This is a genomic window from Prochlorococcus marinus XMU1402 (assembly GCF_017696205.1).
GTDB classification, from domain to species: Bacteria; Cyanobacteriota; Cyanobacteriia; order PCC-6307; family Cyanobiaceae; genus Prochlorococcus_A; species Prochlorococcus_A marinus_AC.
The window spans coordinates 300,514-324,935 of record NZ_JAAORD010000001.1 but is presented as its reverse complement, the minus strand read 5'-3'; the positions used below and the strand labels follow the sequence as shown (position 1 = coordinate 324,935).

At 36.2% G+C, this 24,422-nt stretch carries 23 protein-coding genes, 3 tRNA genes and 3 rRNA genes; 17 read left to right on the top strand and 12 right to left on the bottom strand.

Annotated elements, in window-relative coordinates:
• Positions 1–50 precede the first annotated feature (50 nt).
• Both HA141_RS01780 and HA141_RS01775 read left to right on the top strand, forming a co-directional pair.
• Positions 51–188: a hypothetical protein gene (locus HA141_RS01780; RefSeq protein WP_209116440.1), complete on the top strand. Its 138-nt coding sequence runs from the start codon at positions 51–53 to the stop codon at positions 186–188.
• 451 nt (positions 189–639) lie between these two features.
• On the top strand, positions 640–888 hold the full coding sequence (locus HA141_RS01775) for a DUF3104 domain-containing protein (protein ID WP_025894011.1): 249 nt from the start codon (positions 640–642) through the stop codon (positions 886–888).
• Positions 889–954: 66 nt separating this feature from the next.
• Here HA141_RS01775 and HA141_RS01770 read toward each other — a convergent pair whose 3' ends face one another.
• Complete coding sequence (locus HA141_RS01770) at positions 955–1,845, bottom strand: GNAT family N-acetyltransferase (protein WP_209116439.1); 891 nt, start codon at positions 1,843–1,845, stop codon at positions 955–957.
• 157 nt (positions 1,846–2,002) lie between these two features.
• On the opposite strand from HA141_RS01770, the gene HA141_RS01765 reads away from it, so the two are divergent.
• The 4 genes from HA141_RS01765 (at position 2,003) to HA141_RS01750 (ending at position 5,405) form a co-directional block, all read left to right on the top strand.
• Positions 2,003–3,394, top strand: a complete 1,392-nt coding sequence (locus tag HA141_RS01765) for an aldehyde dehydrogenase family protein (protein WP_209116438.1) — start codon at positions 2,003–2,005, stop codon at positions 3,392–3,394.
• Positions 3,395–3,467: 73 nt separating this feature from the next.
• On the top strand, positions 3,468–4,229 hold the full coding sequence (locus tag HA141_RS01760; RefSeq protein WP_209116437.1) for a LysM peptidoglycan-binding domain-containing protein: 762 nt from the start codon (positions 3,468–3,470) through the stop codon (positions 4,227–4,229).
• 80 nt (positions 4,230–4,309) lie between these two features.
• Positions 4,310–4,519 carry a photosystem I reaction center subunit IV gene (locus tag HA141_RS01755; RefSeq protein WP_025969651.1) on the top strand — a complete coding sequence of 70 codons (210 nt, stop codon included), beginning with the start codon at positions 4,310–4,312 and terminating at the stop codon, positions 4,517–4,519.
• A gap of 4 nt (positions 4,520–4,523) precedes the next feature.
• Entirely contained in the window at positions 4,524–5,405 is an 882-nt protein-coding gene (locus HA141_RS01750; protein WP_209116436.1) for a DNA-formamidopyrimidine glycosylase, read from the top strand.
• 43 nt (positions 5,406–5,448) lie between these two features.
• Here HA141_RS01750 and rrf read toward each other — a convergent pair.
• The 5 genes from rrf to HA141_RS01725 form a co-directional block, all read right to left on the bottom strand.
• A 5S ribosomal RNA gene (gene rrf / locus HA141_RS01745) occupies positions 5,449–5,565 on the bottom strand.
• Positions 5,566–5,630: 65 nt separating this feature from the next.
• Positions 5,631–8,506: ribosomal RNA gene (locus tag HA141_RS01740) — 23S ribosomal RNA — on the bottom strand.
• 257 nt (positions 8,507–8,763) lie between these two features.
• Positions 8,764–8,836, bottom strand: a tRNA-Ala gene (locus tag HA141_RS01735).
• A gap of 12 nt (positions 8,837–8,848) precedes the next feature.
• Positions 8,849–8,922 (bottom strand) — tRNA-Ile (locus tag HA141_RS01730).
• Between the two features lie 128 nt (positions 8,923–9,050).
• Positions 9,051–10,535, bottom strand: a 16S ribosomal RNA gene (locus tag HA141_RS01725).
• Together the 16S, 23S and 5S rRNA genes with 2 tRNA genes alongside form the textbook arrangement of a ribosomal RNA operon.
• A gap of 598 nt (positions 10,536–11,133) precedes the next feature.
• On the opposite strand from HA141_RS01725, the gene HA141_RS01720 reads away from it, so the two are divergent.
• Positions 11,134–12,573, top strand: a complete 1,440-nt coding sequence (locus HA141_RS01720; protein WP_209116435.1) for a glycoside hydrolase 100 family protein — start codon at positions 11,134–11,136, stop codon at positions 12,571–12,573.
• 2 nt (positions 12,574–12,575) lie between these two features.
• Here HA141_RS01720 and petD read toward each other — a convergent pair whose 3' ends face one another.
• Both petD and petB read right to left on the bottom strand, forming a co-directional pair.
• Complete coding sequence (petD, locus tag HA141_RS01715; protein ID WP_002808353.1) at positions 12,576–13,058, bottom strand: cytochrome b6-f complex subunit IV; 483 nt, start codon at positions 13,056–13,058, stop codon at positions 12,576–12,578.
• A gap of 32 nt (positions 13,059–13,090) precedes the next feature.
• Complete coding sequence (gene petB / locus HA141_RS01710; RefSeq protein WP_011817812.1) at positions 13,091–13,747, bottom strand: cytochrome b6; 657 nt, start codon at positions 13,745–13,747, stop codon at positions 13,091–13,093.
• Between the two features lie 71 nt (positions 13,748–13,818).
• Here petB and ctpZ point away from each other — a divergent pair, with 71 nt between their 5' ends.
• The 6 genes from ctpZ to HA141_RS01680 all read left to right on the top strand — a co-directional run bounded on the left by ctpZ (position 13,819) and on the right by HA141_RS01680 (position 18,477).
• Positions 13,819–15,114 (top strand): carboxyl-terminal processing protease CtpZ, encoded by a 1,296-nt coding sequence (ctpZ, locus tag HA141_RS01705; protein ID WP_209116434.1) that lies wholly within the window; start codon positions 13,819–13,821, stop codon positions 15,112–15,114.
• A gap of 33 nt (positions 15,115–15,147) precedes the next feature.
• Positions 15,148–16,404: an HD domain-containing protein gene (locus HA141_RS01700; RefSeq protein ID WP_209116433.1), complete on the top strand. Its 1,257-nt coding sequence runs from the start codon at positions 15,148–15,150 to the stop codon at positions 16,402–16,404.
• Positions 16,405–16,414: 10 nt separating this feature from the next.
• Positions 16,415–17,077 (top strand): septum site-determining protein MinC, encoded by a 663-nt coding sequence (locus HA141_RS01695; protein WP_209116432.1) that lies wholly within the window; start codon positions 16,415–16,417, stop codon positions 17,075–17,077.
• Positions 17,078–17,189: 112 nt separating this feature from the next.
• Positions 17,190–18,005: a septum site-determining protein MinD gene (gene minD / locus HA141_RS01690; protein WP_209116431.1), complete on the top strand. Its 816-nt coding sequence runs from the start codon at positions 17,190–17,192 to the stop codon at positions 18,003–18,005.
• A gap of 1 nt (position 18,006) precedes the next feature.
• Complete coding sequence (minE, locus tag HA141_RS01685) at positions 18,007–18,342, top strand: cell division topological specificity factor MinE (protein ID WP_209116430.1); 336 nt, start codon at positions 18,007–18,009, stop codon at positions 18,340–18,342.
• A gap of 63 nt (positions 18,343–18,405) precedes the next feature.
• Positions 18,406–18,477 (top strand) — tRNA-Thr (locus HA141_RS01680).
• Positions 18,478–18,655: 178 nt separating this feature from the next.
• Here the strand turns inward: HA141_RS01680 and HA141_RS01675 are convergent.
• The 4 genes from HA141_RS01675 to HA141_RS01660 form a co-directional block, all read right to left on the bottom strand.
• Positions 18,656–19,237, bottom strand: a complete 582-nt coding sequence (locus HA141_RS01675) for an L-threonylcarbamoyladenylate synthase (RefSeq protein ID WP_209116429.1) — start codon at positions 19,235–19,237, stop codon at positions 18,656–18,658.
• An 18-nt stretch (positions 19,238–19,255) separates the two neighbouring features.
• Positions 19,256–20,125 carry a peptide chain release factor N(5)-glutamine methyltransferase gene (gene prmC, locus HA141_RS01670; protein WP_209116428.1) on the bottom strand — a complete coding sequence of 290 codons (870 nt, stop codon included), beginning with the start codon at positions 20,123–20,125 and terminating at the stop codon, positions 19,256–19,258.
• A 10-nt stretch (positions 20,126–20,135) separates the two neighbouring features.
• On the bottom strand, positions 20,136–20,288 hold the full coding sequence (gene psbM / locus HA141_RS01665) for a photosystem II reaction center protein PsbM (protein ID WP_209116427.1): 153 nt from the start codon (positions 20,286–20,288) through the stop codon (positions 20,136–20,138).
• Between the two features lie 102 nt (positions 20,289–20,390).
• Positions 20,391–20,753 (bottom strand): 2Fe-2S iron-sulfur cluster-binding protein, encoded by a 363-nt coding sequence (locus HA141_RS01660; protein WP_209116426.1) that lies wholly within the window; start codon positions 20,751–20,753, stop codon positions 20,391–20,393.
• Positions 20,754–20,975: 222 nt separating this feature from the next.
• Between HA141_RS01660 and psbB the strand changes: the two genes are divergently transcribed.
• The 4 genes from psbB to HA141_RS01640 all read left to right on the top strand — a co-directional run bounded on the left by psbB (position 20,976) and on the right by HA141_RS01640 (position 24,380).
• Positions 20,976–22,499 (top strand): photosystem II chlorophyll-binding protein CP47, encoded by a 1,524-nt coding sequence (psbB, locus tag HA141_RS01655; RefSeq protein ID WP_209116425.1) that lies wholly within the window; start codon positions 20,976–20,978, stop codon positions 22,497–22,499.
• Positions 22,500–22,522: 23 nt separating this feature from the next.
• Positions 22,523–22,621 (top strand): photosystem II reaction center protein T, encoded by a 99-nt coding sequence (locus HA141_RS01650; RefSeq protein WP_011131951.1) that lies wholly within the window; start codon positions 22,523–22,525, stop codon positions 22,619–22,621.
• Between the two features lie 99 nt (positions 22,622–22,720).
• Positions 22,721–23,200, top strand: coding sequence for a transcriptional regulator NrdR (gene nrdR / locus HA141_RS01645; RefSeq protein ID WP_209116424.1), 480 nt, complete (start codon positions 22,721–22,723; stop codon positions 23,198–23,200).
• A 109-nt stretch (positions 23,201–23,309) separates the two neighbouring features.
• The gene (locus HA141_RS01640; protein WP_209116423.1) at positions 23,310–24,380 is read left to right on the top strand and encodes a S1 RNA-binding domain-containing protein; all 1,071 of its coding nucleotides are present in this window, start codon (positions 23,310–23,312) and stop codon (positions 24,378–24,380) included.
• Positions 24,381–24,422: the final 42 nt, after the last annotated feature.

Sequence of the window (24,422 nt, the reverse complement as noted above, 5' to 3'; positions counted from 1 at the left end):
AAAAAAAGCTCTAAATATGAGAGAATAAACACAAATATTAAATCCCTCTAATGAGCGAAGTCCAAAATTCTAATACTAACTCAACTCAACAGCAACAACAGCAACAGCAACAATCCTATTCAGACAGTAAAATTAATTCTGCTGAGAGCGAGAGACTTTATTTTGAGATGAAAGAAGCTTGGCTTTAAATTTAATTCGTGTTTGAAATAATATTTCTTTAAATTTCTTTTAATTTTGAAGTAATTAATACTTTTTTATTTTCTATACCATTTAAATTTTGTATAACCGCAATAGTAATTTTTGAGAAATCTAAAGCAATTAGAAAAAATTAACGGAAGGTTAGCAATGGGAGGGTTGATATATTTAGTTTTTACAAAGTTAGTTTCCAACCGTGCCGACATATTAGACCAGCTTAAATCTTACTTAATTTAAGAAATGAATTGGAAATATTATCCAGGAATATTTCTTTCTATATAAGCATCAGTTAAAGCTAAAATTAACCCCAATAATGTTGAAAATATAGCAATTTCAGTTGATTCCATTTTATTTTTGAATTACCCCTAGTTTGCTAAATAATTCAAAGTTGAGCAACAAAACTAATAACTTACTATAGTACGTATATACTATAAATTATTTATTGTGAGCTCAGCAACTCCTGAGTTTCTTTTCGTTAGGCCTGGTGATTATGTCGCAATTAAAAAAGAAAATTGCGAAGATACTAAAGAAAAGGATGAAAATTATTGGGTCGGTCAAGTTATCGACTGTATTGGAGGAGCTAGAAATCCAAATTCATGGACCTTGTTTCAAGTTGCCAATATTGACAATGGAGAGATCACTATAATCAACGCCGATATTGTAGAAAAAATTTTGAAACCTTCTGGAAGTTAATCTTAATCAAACAAACTTCTTTCAGTATTAAAGAAACAAAAGGGGAAATGAACGCTTTAAAAGAAATCACCCTAGTTCCAAGCAGGCAAGTCCGTATACTTGATTCATAGGGCAGGGAGGTTGAATGCCTTTATACATTCTGTAGGTTTTTGATATTTCCTCAAATCCCAAACTTGATAAAAGATAATTTGCATAAGGGTTCAGATTAGAGCAATCCAATAAGATTTGAGCATCTAAATCACCAACTAACTCCCTTATTAATAATTCAGCAAGTGGTGGAGTATCTGCTAAAAGAGGGCCAATTCTCCAGCCTTGCTCATTATCCTCCAATACACAAGGTCTTATCCTGCCAAATCCATGGCACATCCCATTATTATCGACAATTGCACTGACATTACCATGAGAATTTTTCAACCAGTCATTTAGAAAATGTGGTCTGGGACTAGGTTCTCTTTGATCATCATAAATTAAAACTGCTTCAGAAGAAATTTTATTACCCGGGACAACTTTAAAAGAATGAAATTGATCTTTATAGAAATTTCTCAATGGCAAATCTTGAGAACCATTTAATTTCCATCGATTTGTAATGGAAGATTTTCTAAACCCCCACTTTGCGTAATCATTTAATCTATCTGGGGCAGCCTCAAGACCAATACAATCAACATTTTTCAAATATTCGAGGGCATGTTTCCATAATCTCACTCCATATCCATTATTTCGGAATCCTTTTTTAACGATAAATAAACCTATAAAACTATACGAGGAATTATATTTTATACACGCGATAGAGCCTATAGGATTATTGTCTAGACAAGCTACCCATACCCCTTGTTTATCTGTATTTCTATAAATTGATAAATCATCCATTCCAGGAGAAAATCCTTCCAACCTTGCCCAGTTTGTGACTTCTGGTATTTCATTTATAGATATCAATCTAATTGAAAAATTTTCCCTCATAGAAATATACTAACCAAGAAAAATTTGAATTTTTAAAAGCAATATTAATAAATTTGATTATTGCTCATAAATCATTTGCTTTGATTTAACTGCCTTAAAATCCTTAGTAATTTACAATTTATCCTCTGATATATTTAATACTATTCAAAGGTAAAAAATGAAAATTTCTGATAAATTTCATTTAGAAGACATCTATAAATTAAAAAATACAGTTCTCACTGGTAAAACTGAAGATATAAAATGGCGGATCCATCATATCAATATAGTATCTAAACTTTTGGATGAAAATAAAAAAAAGATAATTAAATCACTTTTTGTTGATCTAGGCAAATCTGAAATTGAAGGGCTTTCAGAAATCCTTTTAGTGAAAGAAGAAATTTCACTTATAAAAAAGAAACTCAATTCTTGGATGCGACCAAAAAAGATTGATACCCCTTTTTATCTATTTCCATCATCCTCAAAAGTTATTTATGAACCTCTTGGGTGTGTCTTAATTCTTGGTCCTTATAATTATCCATTACTTTATATTTTAAAGCCATTGGTAAATATTTTCTCAGCAGGAAATACTGCAGTTATAAAACCATCAGAGAAATGTCCTGCGACCTCAAAACTTATTAAAAAGCTTACTTCCAAATATTTCCGTAAAGATGTCTTAATGACAGTAGAGGGTGATAGTAAACAATCCATAAAATTAATTGAACAAAATTTTGACCACATTTTTTTTACAGGAAGTACTGTAACTGGAAAATCTATAATGAAATTAGCTTCAAAAAACTTAACTCCTTTAACTCTTGAGTTAAGCGGAACAAATCCTGTAATTGTTTTCAAGAATGCAAATTTAGAAGTGGCTGCAAAAAGAATTGTTTGGGGTAAATTTTTTAATTCGGGTCAATCCTGCATGGCTCCGAATCATATCTTTGTAGATAAAGAAATTGAAAAAATTTTTATAGAAAAATTAAAGAAATACATAGTAAGTTTTTACGGAGATAATCCAATTATTTCCGAAAACCTATCAAAATTGGAGAAAAAACAATTTACATCAACTGTAGAAATTCTCAAACAATATGAAAAAGAAAAAAGAATTTTATTTGGGGGGACTTTTAGTAAAAAAAAGTTGAAAATATCTCCCACAATTTTGAGAACTAAATTTAATGAAACAGATATTTTGCAGAAAGAATTATTCAGTTCACTACTTCCAGTAATTGGAATAGACAATAAGGAATCAGCTTTAAAACAGATAAGTCAAACATCAAAACCATTAGCAATCTACTTATTTGGAGGCAATAAAAAAATCCATAATCACATTTCAAAAGTAACCAGCTCTGGAACAATTTGTATAAATGATGTGATGTTACCAGTCCTTATTCCAAATTTACCGTTTGGAGGCGTTGGGCAAAGTGGTATTGGTAAATTTCATGGAGAAGAAGGTTTTCGAAATTTTTCAAATCAAAAATCTATTACTTTTAAAGGTTTTTTATTTGATTCAAATCTGCGGTATCCCCCCTATGAAAGGGTAAAGAAATTTCTAAAGTTTATTTTTCAGATTTAAATTACTTAATTTTTTTTTCAAAACCCTAGCGAATTTAAATTAAAAGATTATCTTTAAAGAAATAGTAAAATTAATGAAATTTGTATTTTTAACAATTGCAATATTTTTTAATTTTTTTAATCACTCATTGATAAGGTCAGAAGTAAAGATAGATTCAGCAAAAAATAAAATTGATAATATTGCCAGAAAAGAATCAATTAATGCAGAAAAAGTTGAAATAAAAAAAATTCATATCGTAAAAAGTGGAGATACAATTTCAAGTATTTCAAATTTATATTCAATAAATAAAGATTTAATCATTAAATTGAATAACTTAAAAGATGAAAATTATATCTATGTTGGTCAAAATCTTTTTATCTCAGAATCTTTTCAAAGTTCTACAAGACAATCAGAATTAAAAAATAATTATCATGTTGTTCAAACAGGTGAAAACCTTACTGAGATATCAAGCAAATACAAGTTAAATCTAGAATATTTGATTGAAATTAATAATCTCGAGAACCCAGATTCAATTAAGGTTGGGCAAAAGCTCCTCTTAAGCAAAAAAAAGCCAACTAGTACAGAAAACAATCAAATAATTAAAAATAATAAAACTAATGAATTACTTAAGTTAGATAGACAAATTTATGGTCCAATAATTATTCAAAGCAAATCTTATGAAAAAATTAAAAATAGAAAAGTTTTAAATGTACTAAATCAGGAAAATAAAAAACTTATTCTTTCAATTAACTGCAATATGAATGAATTAGATGTAAGAATTCCAGGGAGAAAATGGAAGGGTAGTGAGGCTCCTAGAGAAGAATTTGAAAAAAATTTAATAAATGATTTTTGTTAGAAATTTAAATTAATATGTGTGAATAATTTGTCAAAGACTATTAATGATGGGTTATTCTTTAAAAAGTTAAATTCATTGTAATGGCCATTTCAAGAGGAGATCTCGTAAGAGTAAAAAGACCAGAATCATATTGGTACAACGAAATAGGTAAAGTTGCTTCAGTTGATACATCAGGTATTAAATATAACTGTGTAGTTAGATTCGACAAAGTAAATTACTCTGGTATAAGCGGAACCGATGGTGGAGCAAATACAAATAATTTTGCTGAAAGTGAATTAGAGAAAGCTTAAATAATTGCCAGAGTTACCTGAAGTAGAAACTGTTAGAAGAGGTTTAGAGAAAAAACTTAATAACTTTATTGTTAAAAAAGTAGAAGTCTGTAGGGATTCAACCATTGCTTTTCCTCCTAACAAGGAAGAATTTATTAGCGGAGTTCAAAATTCTCTTTTATATAAATGGAATAGGAGAGGAAAATATTTAATAGCTGAACTAAAAAAATTAAATCATGAGAATATTCCTATAAATGAAAAAATAACATTTAAACATAATGGATTTCTTGTGGTTCATCTAAGAATGACTGGATATTTCAAATTTATTAATAACTCTGAGCCACCGTGTAAACATACAAGAATAAGATTTTTAGATCAAAATAATAATGAACTTAGATACATTGACATAAGAAGTTTTGGCCAAATGTGGTGGATTAAACAAGGTTTATCGGCCAATAAAATAATCAAAGGATTAGGCTCATTAGGACCAGAACCATTTTCTAAAGACTTTGATACAAAATACCTTAAGAAAGTTATTTCAAAAAGAACAAAATCTATAAAAGCCATTTTGTTAGATCAAACAATAGTAGCAGGTATAGGTAATATTTATGCTGATGAAAGTTTATATTCGGCTGGCATTTCACCTTTTAGGGAAGCTCAAACGATAAAGAAGAATGAGTTAATCAAGCTCAGAGAATCAATTGTAAGTATATTAAAAAAAAGTATTGGTTCGGGGGGGACAACATTTAGTGATTTTAGAGACTTGGAGGGAGAGAATGGGAATTTTGGTTTACAGACAAATGTTTACAGGAGAACTGGTAAAAAATGTCATAAATGTGGAAATTTAATTGAAAGGCAAAAAATCACTGGAAGAAGTACACATTGGTGTCCTAAATGCCAAAAATAAAAAAGGGTTTACTCAAGTAGAGTAAACCCTTTTAAATATTTTTACCTGGCATTGAGCTATTTTCTCAAGGGGCTACCCCCTAAATATTTTCGCCGCTGATGCGTTTCACAACCGAGTTCGAGATGGATCGGAGTGGGTCCACATCGCCATGAACACCAGGATAGTGTGAACCTTGAGAACTGCATAGAAAATTATATAAATTTAAAAACAATAAATTAAGTTTATTTGGTCAAGCCCTCGGTCTATTAGTACTCCTCCGCTGCACTTGTTACCAAGCTTCCACGTAGAGCCTATCAACGGGTGTTCTTCCCGTGACCTTACTGGCTTAAGCCATGGCAATACTCATCTTGAGGTGGGCTTCCCACTTAGATGCTTTCAGCGGTTATCCACTCCGCACATGGCTACCCAGCGTTTACCGTTGGCACGATAACTGGCACACCAGAGGTGCGTTCCTCCCGGTCCTCTCGTACTAGGGAGAAATCCTCTCAATATTCCTGCGCATACACCGGATATGGACCGAACTGTCTCACGACGTTCTGAACCCAGCTCGCGTACCGCTTTAATGGGCGAACAGCCCAACCCTTGGGACCGACTTCAGCCCCAGGTTGCGATGAGCCGACATCGAGGTGCCAAACCTCCCCGTCGATGTGAACTCTTGGGGGAGATCAGCCTGTTATCCCTAGAGTAACTTTTATCCGTTGAGCGACGGCCCTTCCACGCAGAACCGTCGGATCACTAAAACCGACTTTCGTCCCTGTTCGACTTGTGGGTCTCACAGTCAAGCTCCCTTCTGCTTTTGCACTCAACGACTGATTTCCAACCAGCCTGAGGGAACCTTTGTGCGCCTCCGTTACCTTTTAGGAGGCGACCGCCCCAGTCAAACTGCCCATCAGATACTGTCCGCTTCCCGGATAACGGGTAAGCGTTAGAACCCTAGCTCTAAAAGAGTGGTATCTCACCGATGACTCAATAGTACCCACAAGCACTATTTCAACGTCTCCCACCTATTCTGCGCATTCAGAGCCCGAGCACAATATCAAACTACAGTAAAGCTTCATAGGGTCTTTCTGTCCGGGTGTATGTAGTCCGCATCTTCACAGACAATTCTATTTCGCCGAGCCTCTCTCCGAGACAGCGCGCAAATCGTTACACCTTTCGTGCGGGTCGGAACTTACCCGACAAGGAATTTCGCTACCTTAGGACCGTTATAGTTACGGCCGCCGTTCACCGGGGCTTCAGTCGCCAGCTTCACTAAAAGCTAACCAGCTTCCTTAACCTTCCGGCACTGGGCAGGTGTCAGCCCCCATACATCGTCTTGCGACTTAGCGGAGACCTGTGTTTTTGGTAAACAGTCGCTTGCGCCTCTTCACTGCGACCAGCTCTCGCTGGCACCCCTTCTCCCGAAGTTACGGGGCCATTTTGCCGAGTTCCTTAGAGAGAGTTATCTCGCGCCCCTCGGTATTCTCTACCACCCCACCTGTGTCGGTTTCGGGTACTGGCATTTGTGCTTTAACGAGTATAGGGCTTTTCTTGGAAGCATGACATCACCAACTTCGCTGCCGTAGCAGCTCGTACTCACGCCTTAGCTCAAGATGTTTTCTCCATCTCTCAAAGCCTCGAACGCTTGAACCAGTAACCAACATCTGGCCTGGTTAGCCTTCTCCGTCCCCCTTCTCAAAACACATCTGGTACAGGAATATTGACCTGTTATCCATCGACTACGCCTTTCGGCCTCGCCTTAGGTCCAGACTAACCCTCCGCGGACGAGCCTGCCGGAGGAACCCTTAGGGTTTCGGGGCATGGGATTCTCACCCATGTTTTCGCTACTCAAGCCGACATTCTCACTTCTATGCCGTCCACGTCCGCTTACGCTAACGCTTCACCCTACATAGAACGCTCCCCTACCATAAATAAATTTATCCGCAGCTTCGGTATAACGCTTAGCCCCGTTCATTTTCGGCGCAGGATCGCTCGACCAGTGAGCTATTACGCACTCCTTTGAGGATGGCTGCTTCTAGGCAAACCTCCTGGTTGTCTGGGCAATCCCACCTCCTTTATCACTTAGCGTTAATTTTGGGACCTTAGCTGGCGGTCTGGGCTGTTTCCCTCTTGACTATGGAGCTTATCCCCCACAGTCTGACTGCCTAGTTACACACAGGGTATTCAGAGTTCATATCGATTTGGTACCGCTTTCGCAGCCCGCACCGAAATGGTTGCTTTACCCCCCTGCTGGAGCACTAGACGCTACGCCTCAACGTATTTCGGGGAGAACCAGCTAGCTCCTGGTTCGATTGGCATTTCACCCCTAACCACAGCTCATCCGCTGAATTTTCAACTTCAGTCGGTTCGGACCTCCACTTGGTATCACCCAAGCTTCATCCTGGCCATGGTTAGATCACCAGGGTTCGGGTCTATAAACACTGACAAACGCCCTATTAAGACTCGCTTTCGCTGTGGCTCCACCATTTCCGGTTTAACCCGCCAGTGCCTATAAGTCGCCGGCTCATTCTTCAACAGGCACACGGTCACCCGATTAGTCGGGCTCCCATTGCTTGTAAGCTCACGGTTTCATGTTCTATTTCACTCCCCTCCCGGGGTTCTTTTCACCTTTCCCTCGCGGTACTGTTTCACTATCGGTCACACAGTAGTACTTAGCCTTACGAGGTGGTCCTCGCAGATTCACACGGAATTCCACGTGCTCCGTGCTACTCGGGATACAGCTAGGTCAACTTATCTTTCGATTACGGGGCTTTCACCCTCTGTGGCACGCCATTCAAACGTTTCTTCTAGACTTGTTGATCCATATTGCTGTCCCACAACCCCGATAGTCAAGACTATCGGTTTGGGCTGTTCCCCGTTCGCTCGCCGCTACTGAGGGAGTCGTTATTTACTTTCTCTTCCTCCAGCTACTAAGATGTTTCAGTTCGCTGGGTTAGCTCGCACCAACCTATATATTCAGTTGGCCGTACATGGGGTTGCCCCATTCGGAAATTCCCGGATCAAAGTGTGCTTCCAACTCCCCGAGACTTATCGCAGGTAACCACGTCCTTCATCGCCTCTGTGTGCCTAGGTATCCTCCGTGAGCCCTTTGTAGCTTGACCAATAACTTCATAATTGAAGCATCAGCTTAATAGAATTGTTATTAATGCATTCGCACAAATAAAAAATCTGCATCATTAAAGATGCTTATTGTCTTTAAAAATAATCTATGCAGTTGTCAAGGTTCTCTGAAAACAATGAAATTAATTCAATGAGTCCAGCATCTTAATGATTTCATTAGGAAGCTAGATTCGTTCAGAATTTGATCACAACTCAAAACATTTCCTTTCTAAAAAATTATGGAAGAGGTGGTAATCAGTGGAGGTAAGCGGACTCGAACCGCTGACATCCTGCTTGCAAAGCAGGCGCTCTACCAACTGAGCTATACCCCCAACATAGAGATATGGGCCATCCTGGACTTGAACCAGGGACCTCACCCTTATCAGGGGTGCGCTCTAACCACCTGAGCTAATGGCCCAGGAAAATAATGGGTGTGACCTAGAAAAACTTAGGAAATAAAATTCTTAATAAATTAATTAAGAACGTGAGATACCGATCGACCTAAGGTGACAAAATAATAATATTAAACATTTTGTTGTCTCCCTGTTAGGAGGTGATCCAGCCGCACCTTCCGGTACGGCTACCTTGTTACGACTTCACCCCAGTCATTAGCCCCACCTTCGGCGTCCTCCTCCACAAGGGTTGGAGTAACGACTTCGGGCATGGCCAACTTCCATGGTGTGACGGGCGGTGTGTACAAGGCCCGGGAACGTATTCACCGCAGTATGCTGACCTGCGATTACTAGCGATTCCTACTTCACGTAGGCGAGTTGCAGCCTACGATCTGAACTGAGCCACGGTTTATGGGATTTGCTAGCTCTCGCGAGTTTGCTGCCCTTTGTCCGTAGCATTGTAGTACGTGTGTAGCCCAGGGTGTAAGGGGCATGATGACTTGACGTCATCCACACCTTCCTCCGGTTTATCACCGGCGGTCTTTCTAGAGTGCCCAACTAAATGCTGGCAACTAAAAACGTGGGTTGCGCTCGTTGCGGGACTTAACCCAACATCTCACGACACGAGCTGACGACAGCCATGCACCACCTGTCACTGCATTCCCGAAGGCACCCTCAAATTTCTAAGAGGTTCGCAGGATGTCAAACCCTGGTAAGGTTCTTCGCGTTGCATCGAATTAAACCACATACTCCACCGCTTGTGCGGGCCCCCGTCAATTCCTTTGAGTTTCACACTTGCGTGCGTACTCCCCAGGCGGAACACTTAACGCGTTAGCTACGACACCGAAGGGGTCGATTCCCCCGACACCTAGTGTTCATCGTTTACGGCCAGGACTACAGGGGTATCTAATCCCTTTCGCTCCCCTGGCTTTCGTCCATGAGCGTCAGTAATGGCCCAGCAGAGCGCCTTCGCCACTGGTGTTCTTCCCGATATCTACGCATTTCACCGCTACACCGGGAATTCCCTCTGCCCCTACCATACTCAAGCCTTTCAGTTTCCACTGCCATGATGGAGTTAAGCTCCACGCTTTAACAGCAGACTTGAAAAGCCGCCTGCGGACGCTTTACGCCCAATAATTCCGGATAACGCTTGCCACTCCCGTATTACCGCGGCTGCTGGCACGGAATTAGCCGTGGCTTATTCCTCAAGTACCGTCATATCTTCTTCCTTGAGAAAAGAGGTTTACAGCCCAGAGGCCTTCGTCCCTCACGCGGCGTTGCTCCGTCAGGCTTTCGCCCATTGCGGAAAATTCCCCACTGCTGCCTCCCGTAGGAGTCTGGGCCGTGTCTCAGTCCCAGTGTGGCTGATCATCCTCTCAGACCAGCTACTGATCGAAGCCTTGGTGAGCCATTACCTCACCAACAAGCTAATCAGACGCGAGCTCATCCTCAGGCGAAATTCATTTCACCAGTAGGCATATGGGGTATTAGCGGTCGTTTCCAACCGTTATCCCCCTCCTGAGGGCAGATTCTCACGCGTTACTCACCCGTCCGCCACTAACCCGAAGGTTCGTTCGACTTGCATGTGTTAAGCACGCCGCCAGCGTTCATCCTGAGCCAGGATCAAACTCTCCGTTGTGTTCAAATCCTTTTGTAGATAAATCTACTCAAATTGAATTGCTTCATCCAAATAAAAACTTGAGTTTTGGTATTTAGTTTCAGCCTCCTTAAATTTAAGGATTACATTGAGTGCACATTAAAAATATTTCTAAAGTGACTTTCCAAGATCTCAGATCCGTTCGCATCAAAGCTAAAGTTAGCAATTGATGACATTTTTATATATTCTTGACGGGACCTCACACCTTTATTGCATGTACATCTTGAAATAACCAAAAAAATTTAGTTATTCTTGACGCAATAAAAGCATCAGTTCCTAAGTTTTAAATTTTCTAGGTGCAGAGTTAAACAACAAGTGAATAACTCACTTCGAAGGGAAAACCCTTCTTCTGGCTGAAAAAAATGATCTAAATCAAATCTCCAAAAAATTCATTCATTTACCCAAAATTAGATTTAAGGTAAATAATTGAATAGTGCAAAAAATAATTTTCTGCCCAGAAGAAAATATTAAACCATCCCACTGTAAATGTGCAACCTTTTATACAAAAAATTTTTATTAATTTTTTATTTGTTCAAAGTCTCTTTAAACAACTAGGCTTGAATATAGGGTTATAAATGAAATGGCAGAAAGATTTAGTCAAAAAAATTTAAGAGTAAGACCAAGTTCCGATGAAGAGAAAATTGTAACAAATGCAAAAAAACACTTCGAAAAGACTTTAGTCGAAATATCAGGAGAGTTAGTAGGAAGTGTTGCGGCATTAGAACACCCAACAAAAAATAAAAAGTTAAATTACGGAGAAATATTTTTAAGAGACAACGTTCCAGTAATGATTTACCTCATTACTCAAAGACGCTACGAAATTGTAAAAAAATTTCTTACTGTATGCCTTGAGTTACAAAGCACTAATTATCAAACGAGAGGAGTATTTCCCACAAGTTTCGTAGAAGAAAAAGGAAAACTGATTGGAGACTATGGTCAAAGATCGATTGGCAGAATTACTTCAGCTGATGCAAGTTTATGGTGGCCAATTTTGTGTTGGTATTATGTAAATAAAAGCGGTGATTTTGCTTTCGGAAAGAGTCAGAGCGTTCAAAGAGGTATTCAACTTTTACTAGATTTGGTTCTTCATCCAACATTTGAAGGTACTCCAGTACTTTTTGTCCCAGATTGTGCATTTATGATTGATAGACCTATGGATGTATGGGGAGCTCCTTTAGAAGTTGAAGTTTTACTTCATGGATGTTTAAAAAGCTGTATAAATTTAATGGAATTGAGTCGAGCAGATCATGTAAGCAGACTTTTAGATCAAAGACTTATTCTCACAAATCAATGGGTTAAAGATTTAGGAAGTTTTTTATTAAAACATTATTGGGTTACCAGCCAAACAATGCAGATCTTAAGAAGAAGGCCTACAGAGCAGTACGGAGATGACCAACACTTCAATGAATTTAATGTTCAACCTCAAGTAGTTCCCTCATGGCTACAAGATTGGTTGGAGAATAGAGGAGGTTATTTAATAGGAAATATTAGAACGGGAAGACCAGACTTCCGATTTTATAGTTTAGGAAATTCTTTAGCCTGCATGTTTGGAGTTCTTCCCCCCGCAGAACAAAGAGCTTTATTTAGATTGGTATTGCACAATAGACAGCACTTGATGGCTCAAATGCCTATGAGAATTTGTCATCCTCATATGGATGTCGAAGAATGGCAAAATAAAACTGGTTCAGATCCGAAGAATTGGCCATGGAGTTACCATAATGGCGGACATTGGCCGAGCTTGCTTTGGTTTTTTGGTACCGCTGTTCTTTTACATCAAAAAAAGTTTCCCTCCGATGATGTAATGCTTATGCAAGAAATGAAATCTTTAATCGAGGAGTCATATTGGTGCCAACTTAATCAATTGCCTAAGCAAGAATGGGCAGAATATTTTGATGGACCTACAGGTACTTGGGTCGGGCAACAATCAAGAACATATCAAACATGGACAATAGTTGGCTTTTTATTAATGCACCACTTTCTAAGAAAAGAGAATAATGATTTAGATATGTTTAAAATATGAGTCTAAAATAAACCTAAAGTTAGGGATTTATCAATAGGTAAACAAGCACCAATACCTAGATATATTGTCAAGAAAGTGCCAAATAAGAAAACTGACATTGCTATTGGTCTTCTAAAAGGGTTAGAGAACTTATTAACGTTTTCAATGAAAGGTAAAATCATTAAACCAAGAGGAATTAACGTTTGAAGTGCAATACCCAAAAGTTTATTAGGAACTACCCTGAGTATTTGAAAAACTGGATATAGATACCATTCAGGGAGGATTTCTAATGGAGTTGCAAAAGGATTTGCTTTGTCACCCAACATAGCTGGGTCTAGAACTGCAAGGCCAACAACACAAGCAATTGTACCTAAGATAACAACCGGGAAAATATATAGTAAATCATTTGGCCAAGCTGGTTCTCCATAATAATTATGGCCCATACCTTTAGCCAATTTTGCTCTTAATTTTGGGTCTGATAAATCTGGTTTTTTTAATGTAGACATTTTGATATTTATTGTAATTTAAGTATAAGGATTTATAGAGGACCGGAAATACCTTGTTTACGAATCATTAGGAAATGCATCAACATGAATACTGCTAATGACCATGGCAAGACAAAGGTATGAAGACTATAAAATCTTGTAAGAGTGGACTGTCCAACACTTTCTCCACCCCTGAGTAGTTCAACCATAAAATCACCAATAACTGGTATTGCTGCAGGAACTCCAGAAACAATCTTAACTGCCCAATAACCAACCTGATCCCAAGGTAAAGAATAACCTGTTACACCAAAAGCGACTGTTATGACTGCCATTACAACACCTGTAACCCAAGTAAGTTCTCTTGGCCTTTTGAAACCGCCTGTTAGATAAACTCTAAACACATGGAGAATTAACATTAAAACCATCATAGATGCACTCCATCTATGAACAGATCTTATTAACCATCCAAAACTTACGTCAGTCATCAAATAACTTACAGAACTATAAGCTTGTGTAACTGTTGGCTTATAGTAAAAAGTCATTGCAAAACCTGTTGCAAATTGAATTAAGAAGCATACTAAAGTTATGCCTCCTAAACAATAAAAAATATTTACGTGAGGGGGTACGTACTTGGAAGTTACGTCGTCAGTTATGTCTTGAATTTCAAGTCTTTCTTGAAACCAGTCATAAACAGATGAAGAATTCGCCATCCAAAAAAAAATTAGCTTTGATATAAAGAGCTTACTTAAAATTCTTATACTTGGTGTTAACGCTTAACCCAATGAATTCATCTTTTAACAAACTTTTAACATTCAAAACATTAATTACGGCATTAATGGTCATTGTTTTTTCTATTAATTTTATATTGATAGAAAGTGTAGATGCACTCAGTGATAGCAGGCAATTAGTCCTTGACGCTTGGACCTTGGTGAATGAGGGTTTTTATGACCCGGAAAAGTTTGATGAAATACAATGGAAGAGAATTAGACAAAAAACATTACAGAAACAAATTGAAACAAGTGAAGAGGCTTATTCTGCAATTGAAGAAATGTTAAGGCCTCTAGAAGATCCATATACAAGAATTTTACGCCCTAAAGATTATGAACTCTTGAAATCAAGCAACTTTGGAAGTGAAATTAATGGTGTTGGTCTCCAATTAGGTGAAGATAGTGATGATAAGAAAAAAATTAAAGTTGTCTCCACAATTGGAGGGTCACCTGCTGAAGAAGCTGGAATAGTTAGCGGGGATTTTATAGAAAAAGTGGATGGGATTTCCTCTGAAGAATTAGGACTTGCAAATACTGCTTCTAAGTTAAGAGGTGAATCAGGAACTAAAGTTTTAGTTGAAATTTCATCGAAATCAGGAGAAATTAGAGAAGTCGACCTAGAAAGAAGATCAGTAGATCTAAGACCAGTCCGAACAAAAAGATTAAGAGAAGATTCACATACAATAGGATATTTGAGGATAACTCAATTTAGTGAAAGCGTACCAAAAAAAGTTGAGGAGGCTCTTCAAGAGTTAAAAGAGAAAGAGGTTGAAGGATTAATATTAGATCTCAGAAATAATTCAGGTGGACTAGTAAGTTCGGGAATAGCAGTTGCAGACTCATTATTAAGTGAAAAACCAGTAGTTGAGACAAAAAACAGAAATGGAATCAAGGATGCAATATTCTCACAAAAAGAGACATCTTTTGATGGCCCGATGGTAACTTTGGTAAATAAAGGTACTGCTAGCGCTAGTGAAATACTTGCAGGTTCATTACAAGACAACAATAGATCGATCCTTATGGGGGAACAAACTTATGGGAAAGGTTTAATTCAATCCCTAAAAAATCTTGGAGAAGACAGTGGAATAGCAATAACAGTTGCTAGTTATTTAACTCCCAAAGGTAATAATATTCAAGGTCAAGGTATGACACCTAACAAATTACTAGATCTTCCGGATGCCAGTGAATATGGAGGTTCTGATGATAAATGGTTGAAAAATGCAGAATTATATCTTGAGTCACTTCTAGAAAAAGAAGAAGTTTCAAATAAAACTAATGAATCAAATAATGAAAGGGGGGAACTGAACTAGCAAAAGAATGAAAAATAGAAAATTTTAAAAACAATGAATATTCAAAGAATTTTTCATGATCCAATTCATAAAGAAATAGTTTTTGATTCAGGAAAGCCAGAAGAATTAATGATCATGGAATTAATTGATACAATCGCTTTTCAAAGGTTAAGAAGAATAAAACAACTTGGGGCGGCATCATTACTCTTTCATGGTGCAGAATCGAGTAGATTTACTCACTCAATTGGAGTATTTTGTATCGCAAGAAGGATATTTAAGAGATTAATTGAGATTAAATCTTCATTTTGTGAAAATAAATTTGCACTATATGGAGCCGCTCTATTACATGATTTAGGTCATGGACCTTTAAGCCATACCAGTGAAGCAATATTCGATCATGATCATGAAAAATGGTCTCAAAACTTAGTTAAAAATTATCCTCCAATAAATTCAATACTCAAAAAATACGATGACAAATTACCAAGACAAATTGGGGAATTATTTGAATCAAAACAAATATTTTCAAAACCTTTAAAAACATTGATTAGCAGTGAAATTGATTGTGATCGTCTAGATTATCTTTTACGTGATAGTTACAACACAGGTACCAAATATGGCTTAGTAGATCTAGAAAGAATTATTTCGGCTCTTACTTTTTCCCCTGATGGAAATATAGCAATCAAGCCAAAAGGAATTATCGCAATTGAACATTTCCTAGTACTAAGAAACTTAATGTATAGAACTATCTATAACCATAGAATAAACGAAATATCAACATGGATTCTAGAAAAAATAATCTACATAATAAAAAATAATTATAAAAAAAATATTTGGTTAGACGAATCACTTTATAAATGGATATTTTGCCCTGACAAGATAGATTTTGATGATTTTATAAAAAATGATGATATAACCTTTTATTACCATTTGATTAGATGGAAAGATGAATCTTTTGAACCGCTTTCTACACTATGCAAAATATTTATTGATAGAGATTTGTTGAAGGCATCAGACATAAGTTTTTTAAGTAGAATAAAAAGACTAGAAATACTTGCATTTGCAAAAAAATTGTGCGAATCCAACAATTATGATTCTGAAATTTTTTGTGGTATTAAGGAAAGATCTTTTAATGGTTTTGAATCTAATAATTCATTAAAAATATGGGATGGCACTTATCAAAGTTCATTAGAAAATAGTTCTGAATTAATAAAAACTTTAATCAAATCTGAGGAGAGCTCTTTTATTATTTACCCAGGATTGATCAAAAATGAAATTCAAAATCAAATTTCTTTGTTAAAAAATCATACATAGATTGAAATCAATGGAAATTGTTATTACTAGTCTTGATAATAAATATTTAGAAATTTTATCTTTTGAAAATTGGGACAATTTCAATGAAATTTTTAAAAAAATTTCTTCGATTAAAGGACCCCTAGAAGCAAAAATTTTCGTAATAAACGACTCAATAAGTTCTCATCAATTATCAATATTGAAAAAAATTTTTGATAAAATTAATAATTGTTCTATGCGTATTTACTCAAATAATAGAAATACAGTACTAGCTGGAAGGTCTCAAAAAATAGATACAAATTTTGTTAACGAACATGAGATTAAAAATAATATGTTTTTATTTAATTCAAAAAAGAAAGAAGATATTCTTCATGAAGGAACTGTAAGATCAGGAGATAGAATATCTTCAAATGGAAATCTATGTATAATTGGAGATGTCAATCCAGGGGCCATAGTTTCCGCTAAGAACAATATTTACGTTTGGGGTAAATTACTCGGCATCGCCTTCGCAGGGAGAGGTGGAAATAATAAGTCCTCTATTTCATCACTTTATTTAAGACCTTTACAATTAAGAATTGCAGACATTATCGCTATCGGGCCAAAAGATAAGCCCCAAAATTCTTACCCTGAAATTGCAGTAGTAGATAATCAAACAATAATTATCAAGCCCTACATAATAGAAACCAGAAATTAATCAATAGATTTGAAATAAATTAATTCAAAGTCTATAAATTTAAGAATTACTTAATATTTAAAATATTTAACTTCTTGAAAGTGGGCTTATCATTTAAAAAATTATTAAATCTTTGGCGGAAAACTCTCGCACAATACTAATTTGTTCAGGAAAAGGTGGGGTTGGCAAAACAACTTTAACTGCAAATTTAGGAATAGCCCTTGCCAATAGCGGAGCAACTACGGCTGTATTAGATGCTGATTTCGGATTGAGAAACTTAGATCTTCTTTTAGGATTAGAAAATCGTATTATCTATACAGCTCAAGATGTTCTAGACAAAAATTGTCGTCTTGAACAAGCTCTGGTCAGGCATAAAAAAGAGCCTAATTTAGCTCTTTTACCTGCTGGAGATCCTAGGATGTTGGAATGGATGAAGCCCGAAGATATGAAAAAAATTAGTGAGCTTCTTAGCGAAAAGTTTGACTATGTTTTGGTTGATTGTCCTGCTGGTGTAGAGGACGGTTTTAAGAATGCCCTTGCAGCCTGTAAAGAAGCAATTGTAGTTACCAACCCGGAATTATCTGCAGTACGTGACGCCGATAGAGTAATAGGAATTCTTAATACTTCAGACATTGAACCTATTCAACTTGTAATCAATAGAGTCCGCCCTAATATGATGGCTAGTCAAGAGATGCTATCTATCGAAGATGTTCAAGGAATTCTTTCGTTGCCCTTACTAGGCATTGTTTTAGAGGATGAACAAGTAATAATAAGTACAAATAGAGGAGAGCCATTAACACTTACAGATAGTAGTTCTCCTGCAAAAAAATGTTACTTGAATGTTTCTCAAAGACTTTCAGGTAAGGATGTTCCAATTATTGATCCCAAAAATGAAGGGAAAAGTCTGAAAGATAAATTCATGAGATTAATGCAAATTAGGGTTTTTTAAAATGATGACTCTCAGAGACCTTATAAACAAATTACTAGGAAGAGAAACGGCTAGTGCTAATACCGCTAGAGAAAGATTACAACTTGTACTGGCTCATGACAGAGTTGATATGAGTTCTTTAACAACTGATCTTTTGGATAAAATGAGAAAAGAAATTCTTGATGTTGTCGCTAAATATGTAGAAATTGATTTTGAAGAGGTAGCGGTAAGTTTAGAAACCGAGGATAGAATGACTGCATTAGTTGCCAATTTACCGATTAAAAGAACTATTTCAGGAGAAATAAAATTCAAAAAAAACGACAAAATTGGAAAAAACGATAAAGATATCAAAAAGTAATAAATTTTAAAAAGCCAAAAAAATACTAATAATTGCTCCATCTTGAATGTAAGATATAATTGTGCCGGCTTAGCTCAGTGGTAGAGCAGCGCTTTTGTAAAGCGAAGGTCATCAGTTCAAATCTGTTAGCCGGCATTTTGAATTATTTAATTCTTATAAATATTTTTCCCCGAAAATAACGAAATTAAAATTATTAAAGCGAAAACAGGAAATAATCTTATTTCAAGAACATACTCTAAAAAAGACGAAAGGGGTTCAAATATCCAATAAGTAAAAAATTGAATTAAAAAAACAAAAAATAATAATAAAAACATTAATACAATTCCTTAACTAATACTTCTCCTTCTCTAATCATCCTCCATTTGCCACTTTTCTTCCAAGATATTATTGTACTGGCTTTACAACTACTTTTCTCCCATGGAATGGGTCCTAAAATTTTTAGAGTAGGAAAGTCAAAAGCAATTCCCTCAACTGTCATTGACCCTGTGAAACCTGAGATGTTTGCGCTTGAAGTTAATAATGGTCCTGTTTCTTCTATAAGAGACTGAGCCATATGTGAATTTGGGATTCTTAAACCAAGTGTAAGATCTTTGCTTGTAAGCATTAAAGCCTGCTTTTCTGAAGAAGGAATAATCATTGTCAGAGCTCCAGGCCAATAAGTTGAAGCTATTTTTTCGTAATCTTCTTTTGCTGATTCGTGAACATAATCGATTAATTGTTTTTGTTCTGATCCCATAAGAATTAAGGGTTTATTTTTATCTCTTTTTTTAAACTTATAAATAGTATTTGAAAATTTTGGCAGGCATCCAATTGCAGGTAAAGTATCTGTAGGAAAAATAATAGGTAAACCACTTTTAAGAGTCTTTAAAGCTGATTCGCGGTCTACTAAATTCATCTGTACTTTAGTAATAATTTATTTATATCTCCCAATCGTAAACCTACCAATACCTGAAAGATCATTCACGATTTCTATTGATGTAAATTTATTTTCAAAAAGTAATTGTTTTACTGATTCACCTTGATCAAAATGATTCTCTAAAATCAACCATCCGTTTTTTTTTAAAAATAATGGTGCTTTTTGAATTATTTCCCTAATGTGTTTTAAACCATCTTCACCTCCTAATAAGGCAATTTTTGGTTCAAAATTTTTAACCTCTTTGGGTAATTCTTCATAAGTATTTTTAGGAATATATGGCGGGTTTGCAATAACGAGATCTAATTCTCCTTTAAATCTTTCAAGTGGGGTCCACCAATTTCCGCAGTAAAATTTCAAATTTGATTGTCTAGAGGCTTTTATATAATTTTCAGTTGCTACTTTTAGTACATCTTGATCTATATCAGTTGCTACTCCATCCCATAGTGGATATTCTAGTGCTAAAGCGATGCTTATAGCTCCTGATCCAGTTCCTAATTCTGCAAAAAATATTTTTTGTGATTTCTTCGTAAATAACTTGAATACGATATCAACTATCAATTCGGTCTCTGGTCTAGGAATAAGAACTTTATTTGTAACTTTTAGTTTTAAATTCCTCCAAAAAACTATTCCACAGAGATATTGAATTGGGTGAGAATTTAATAAATGTTCTTCCCAAACAGATTCTAAAAAGTTTAAGTTTTTTTTTAAATATAAGTTTCCCTCAGGATTTATATTTAGCAGGTTTAGATCAACAGAGGATATTCCGCCTATACAATCAAGTAAAAGAGCGAATGATTGTTTATCTCCTCCTTTAGAGAGTTGCTTTTTTTTCCAAAATAAAAATTCTTTTACAGAAATACAAAGCATTTATAAAGCATTAACGCTTTGGGCCAAGCCTACCTTTACTAGATTCAGAATAGAAGCTTGATTTTTCGCCATCTTGAGTAGAAATAAATAAACCTATGAGGAATATTGTTGGCACCCCTACAAATAAAAGACTAGCTACGAATCCAAAGTTAGTTGTTTCCATTTAGTTGGCAGTTCTATCGTGTAGTAAGACTATAGACACATAATTTGAAATAAAGTGGAAAATTCAACAAATTTTATCAACAGATTAACAGTCTTAAACAATTTAGCGAGGTAATTTTTTATTTTCGCTAATTTTTTTAAGTTCTTCCAAATTTGAAGGAGGAGATTGTGGTTTTGTTAAAATTACTGCTGAGGATTTTATTAATGTTTGACAGGCAAGTCGCCAATTCTCAGGTCTATTTTTAAGTTTTTCTTCTTCGACTGATGTAAGAGGGCTTAATGAATTTTTACTTCCTCCTTCAACAGAAATGAAACAGGTACTACATTGTCCTGCTCCTCCACAATTTCCTAAAATTCCCTTTAGTCCATAAAGCTGTAAGTTCTCTTTCATTACTAGTTCCCTTAAATTTTCGCCAGGATTGCATTGAACCTCTAAGTCCTCGCGGATAAATCTAATAGTTGCCATTTTTTTTGTTATTTTTCCTATTTTGGCGTTTTACTTTGAGAATTGTGACCAAAATATTAACAATTTTTAGTCTAAAATTCCGTGTAACTACAGTGATACAAATCGATCTAGCCAATTTTCGCAAGAAAATAAATTTATTTACAATAATCCCTCAAAGACTAAAAAACCCTTACTATCGTGATGTTTAGCTGTTTATTCAGCATAGTTACTAGAAATTAACCGATGGGATTGCCTTGGTATCGAGTTCACACAGTAGTTATTAATGACCCAGGTCGACTACTTGCTGTGCATCTTATGCATACTGCATTATTAGCCGGCTGGGCCGGTTCTATGGCTCTTTATGAATTAGCCATTTTTGATCCTTCTGATGCTGTTCTCAATCCTATGTGGAGACAGGGAATGTACGTAATGCCATTTATGGCAAGACTTGGCATCACAAGTAGTTGGAACGGATGGGATATCACAGGTGCTACAGGGGTTGACCCTGGATTCTGGAGCTTCGAAGGAGTCGCAGCTGCACACATTGTCTTTAGTGGGCTATTAATGTTGGCCTCTATTTGGCATTGGACATACTGGGATTTAGATTTATGGGAAGATTCAAGAACAGGAGAGCCTGCTCTTGATCTACCAAGAATTTTTGGAATTCATCTTCTTCTAGCTGGACTTACCTGTTTTGGGTTTGGAGCATTTCATTGTGCAAATGTAGGAATTTGGGTTTCTGACCCTTATGGTTTAACCGGTCATGTTGAGCCTGTAGCCCCTTCCTGGGGAGTAGAAGGTTTTAATCCTTTCAACCCAGGAGGAATAGTAGCAAATCATATTGCAGCTGGGCTTATGGGTATCATCGGAGGTATCTTCCACATTACCAATAGACCTGGAGAAAGGCTTTATAGAGCCTTAAAACTTGGAAGTCTTGAAGGAGTTCTAGCCAGTGCTTTAGCAGCTGTATTATTTGTTTCTTTTGTTGTCTCAGGCACAATGTGGTACGGTTCAGCTACTACTCCAGTCGAATTATTTGGTCCTACTAGATATCAATGGGACTCAGGTTATTTTAAGACTGAAATTAATAGAAGGGTTCAAGCTGCTATTGATAATGGTGCCACCAAAGAAGAGGCATATGCATCGATACCAGAGAAATTAGCCTTCTATGATTATGTTGGGAATAGTCCTGCTAAAGGAGGATTGTTCAGGGTTGGAGCTCTTGTTAATGGTGATGGTCTACCAACTGGTTGGCAGGGTCACATTGCTTTTCAAGATAAGGATGGTAACGAATTAGAAGTTAGAAGAATACCTAATTTCTTTGAAAACTTTCCAGTGATACTAGAAGATAAAGAAGGCAATGTAAGAGCCGATATTCCATTTAGAAGAGCAGAAGCAAAGTATTCATTCGAACAAACTGGTATTACTGCGACTATTTATGGTGGAGATCTAAATGGACAAACATTTACTGATCCTGCAGTAGTTAAAAGATTAGCTAGAAAAGCTCAACTTGGAGAAGCATTCAAGTTCGATAGAGAAACCTACAAATCTGACGGTGTATTCCGAAGCTCTCCTAGAGCCTGGTTTACATATGCGCATCTATGTTTCGGATTGCTATTCTTGTTTGGCCACTGGTGGCATGCTTCAAGAACTCTTTACAGAAATTCCTTTGCTGGTATTGATGCTGAGATAGGTGACCAAGTTGAATTTGGTTTATTCAAGAAGCTTGGTGACGAAACCACAAGAAGAATCCCAGGAAGGGTTTAAACTAATCTTTATTACTTAATCTTATGGAAGCTTTTGCCTACGTCCTTATTCTAACTCTCGCAGTTGTTACATTATTCTTTGCTGTCGCATTTAGAGATCCCCCTAAATTTGATAGAAAATGAACTAAAAAAAAAACCCTCTTTAATCAAGAGGGTTTTTTTACTTTTCATAATTAAAATTTTAATCTACTATTAGAGTTAAAGTTATGCTTATTTCACTACATGCAGTGTCCAACCTGTCAAAACACGGATAGTAGAGTTTTGGAATCAAGATCTGCTGATAGTGGTAAAAGTGTTCGAAGAAGAAGGGAGTGCTTAAATTGCAGCTTTAGATTTACAACTTATGAAAGAGTTGAAACAATGCCAGTTTCAGTTATTAAAAAAGATGGGAGCACAGAACTATTTGATAAACAAAAATTATTTACTGGCATATCAAGAGCATGCGAAAAGACCAACTTCAGTAGCGAAGCAATTATTAATTTTGTAGATAGTATTGAATCACAAATTCTTCAAGACAATAACAAAGATATCAAGTCTTCAAAAATTGGAGAATTAATACTTAAATGTCTTAGGAAAGAAAACGAAGTGGCCTATATAAGATATGCTTCAGTTTACAGAAAATTTAATGGGGTAAAAGATTTTATTTCTACTCTTGAATCTCTAAAGGGAAGTTCAAAAAACCAATTAGCTTCAATTTTATAAAAGTAAGCATCTTAAAGTGTAGAATACTTATCACAAATGTTTTTTGCTATCAGTTTGCAGGCTCATAGCATTCCTTTCTAACTACCTAAGGTAGTCTGCGATATAACAAATGAACGAAAATTCTTCCAAAACTATTAAAGAACTTTCTGAAGATAAAGAAATTAAAAATTCATCTGAATTAGATAAAGATTCAGTATCCCCAAATGAGGAAGATATTCCTTCGGCAGATTCTTCCTCTAGCCGAACAAATGCAGATTTTGATAATGCTGGATTCACACAAGAAGAATTTGCATCACTTTTGGGCAAATATGATTATAACTTTAAACCTGGCGATCTAGTAAATGGTACTGTTTTTGCTTTAGAAACCAAAGGAGCCATGATAGATATAGGGGCAAAAACAGCTGCTTTTATGCCTGTTCAGGAGGTTTCAATAAATAGAGTTGAAGGATTGAATGATGTATTACAACCTTCAGAAAGAAGAGAATTTTTCATAATGAGTGAAGAAAATGAAGATGGTCAATTGGCCCTCTCCATTAGAAGAATCGAGTATCAAAGAGCATGGGAGAGGGTTAGGCAACTGCAAAAAGAAGATGCCACTATTTTTTCTGAAGTTTTTGCAACAAATAGAGGAGGTGCTCTTGTAAGAGTTGAGGGGCTGAGAGGTTTTATCCCAGGCTCTCATATAAGTGCGAGGAAAATCAAAGATGACTTAGAGGGTGAATATCTACCTTTAAAATTTCTTGAAGTTGATGAAGAAAGAAACAGATTAGTACTAAGTCATAGAAGAGCTTTGGTTGAGAAAAAAATGAACAGACTTGAAGTGGGTGAGGTTGTTGTAGGTTCTGTTAAAGGTATTAAACCTTATGGAGCCTTTATAGATATTGGAGGCGTTAGTGGTCTTTTGCACATTTCTGAGATCAGTCATGAGCATATCGAGACACCTCATAATGTTTTAAATGTTAGTGATCAAATGAAAGTGATGATAATTGATCTTGATTCCGAAAGAGGAAGAATTTCATTATCTACAAAAGCACTTGAACCTGAACCAGGAGATATGCTAACTGATCCTCAAAAAGTTTTTAGTAAAGCTGAGGAAATGGCTGCAAAATACAAACAAATGTTGTTTGAACAAACTGATGATAATGAAGAACTAGCTATGGCCTCAACCGAAACAGAATAGTCTTTATATTTTTAATAGTGATATTTGGAATCACTAGATTAT

Coding starts and splice junctions, on each gene's coding strand:
- HA141_RS01650 (WP_011131951.1), top strand. CDS start 22,523: ATGGAAGCTTTTGCCTACGTCCTTATTCTAACTCTCGCAGTTGTTACA.
- ctpZ (WP_209116434.1), top strand. CDS start 13,819: ATGAATTCATCTTTTAACAAACTTTTAACATTCAAAACATTAATTACG.
- HA141_RS01765 (WP_209116438.1), top strand. CDS start 2,003: ATGAAAATTTCTGATAAATTTCATTTAGAAGACATCTATAAATTAAAA.
- petB (WP_011817812.1), bottom strand. CDS start 13,747: ATGGCGAATTCTTCATCTGTTTATGACTGGTTTCAAGAAAGACTTGAA.
- psbM (WP_209116427.1), bottom strand. CDS start 20,288: ATGGAAACAACTAACTTTGGATTCGTAGCTAGTCTTTTATTTGTAGGG.
- nrdR (WP_209116424.1), top strand. CDS start 22,721: ATGCAGTGTCCAACCTGTCAAAACACGGATAGTAGAGTTTTGGAATCA.
- HA141_RS01755 (WP_025969651.1), top strand. CDS start 4,310: ATGGCCATTTCAAGAGGAGATCTCGTAAGAGTAAAAAGACCAGAATCA.
- HA141_RS01720 (WP_209116435.1), top strand. CDS start 11,134: ATGGCAGAAAGATTTAGTCAAAAAAATTTAAGAGTAAGACCAAGTTCC.
- HA141_RS01695 (WP_209116432.1), top strand. CDS start 16,415: ATGGAAATTGTTATTACTAGTCTTGATAATAAATATTTAGAAATTTTA.
- minE (WP_209116430.1), top strand. CDS start 18,007: ATGATGACTCTCAGAGACCTTATAAACAAATTACTAGGAAGAGAAACG.
- HA141_RS01770 (WP_209116439.1), bottom strand. CDS start 1,845: ATGAGGGAAAATTTTTCAATTAGATTGATATCTATAAATGAAATACCA.
- HA141_RS01760 (WP_209116437.1), top strand. CDS start 3,468: ATGAAATTTGTATTTTTAACAATTGCAATATTTTTTAATTTTTTTAAT.
- HA141_RS01640 (WP_209116423.1), top strand. CDS start 23,310: ATGAACGAAAATTCTTCCAAAACTATTAAAGAACTTTCTGAAGATAAA.
- HA141_RS01700 (WP_209116433.1), top strand. CDS start 15,148: ATGAATATTCAAAGAATTTTTCATGATCCAATTCATAAAGAAATAGTT.
- prmC (WP_209116428.1), bottom strand. CDS start 20,125: ATGCTTTGTATTTCTGTAAAAGAATTTTTATTTTGGAAAAAAAAGCAA.
- petD (WP_002808353.1), bottom strand. CDS start 13,058: ATGTCTACATTAAAAAAACCAGATTTATCAGACCCAAAATTAAGAGCA.
- HA141_RS01675 (WP_209116429.1), bottom strand. CDS start 19,237: ATGAATTTAGTAGACCGCGAATCAGCTTTAAAGACTCTTAAAAGTGGT.
- psbB (WP_209116425.1), top strand. CDS start 20,976: ATGGGATTGCCTTGGTATCGAGTTCACACAGTAGTTATTAATGACCCA.
- HA141_RS01660 (WP_209116426.1), bottom strand. CDS start 20,753: ATGGCAACTATTAGATTTATCCGCGAGGACTTAGAGGTTCAATGCAAT.
- HA141_RS01780 (WP_209116440.1), top strand. CDS start 51: ATGAGCGAAGTCCAAAATTCTAATACTAACTCAACTCAACAGCAACAA.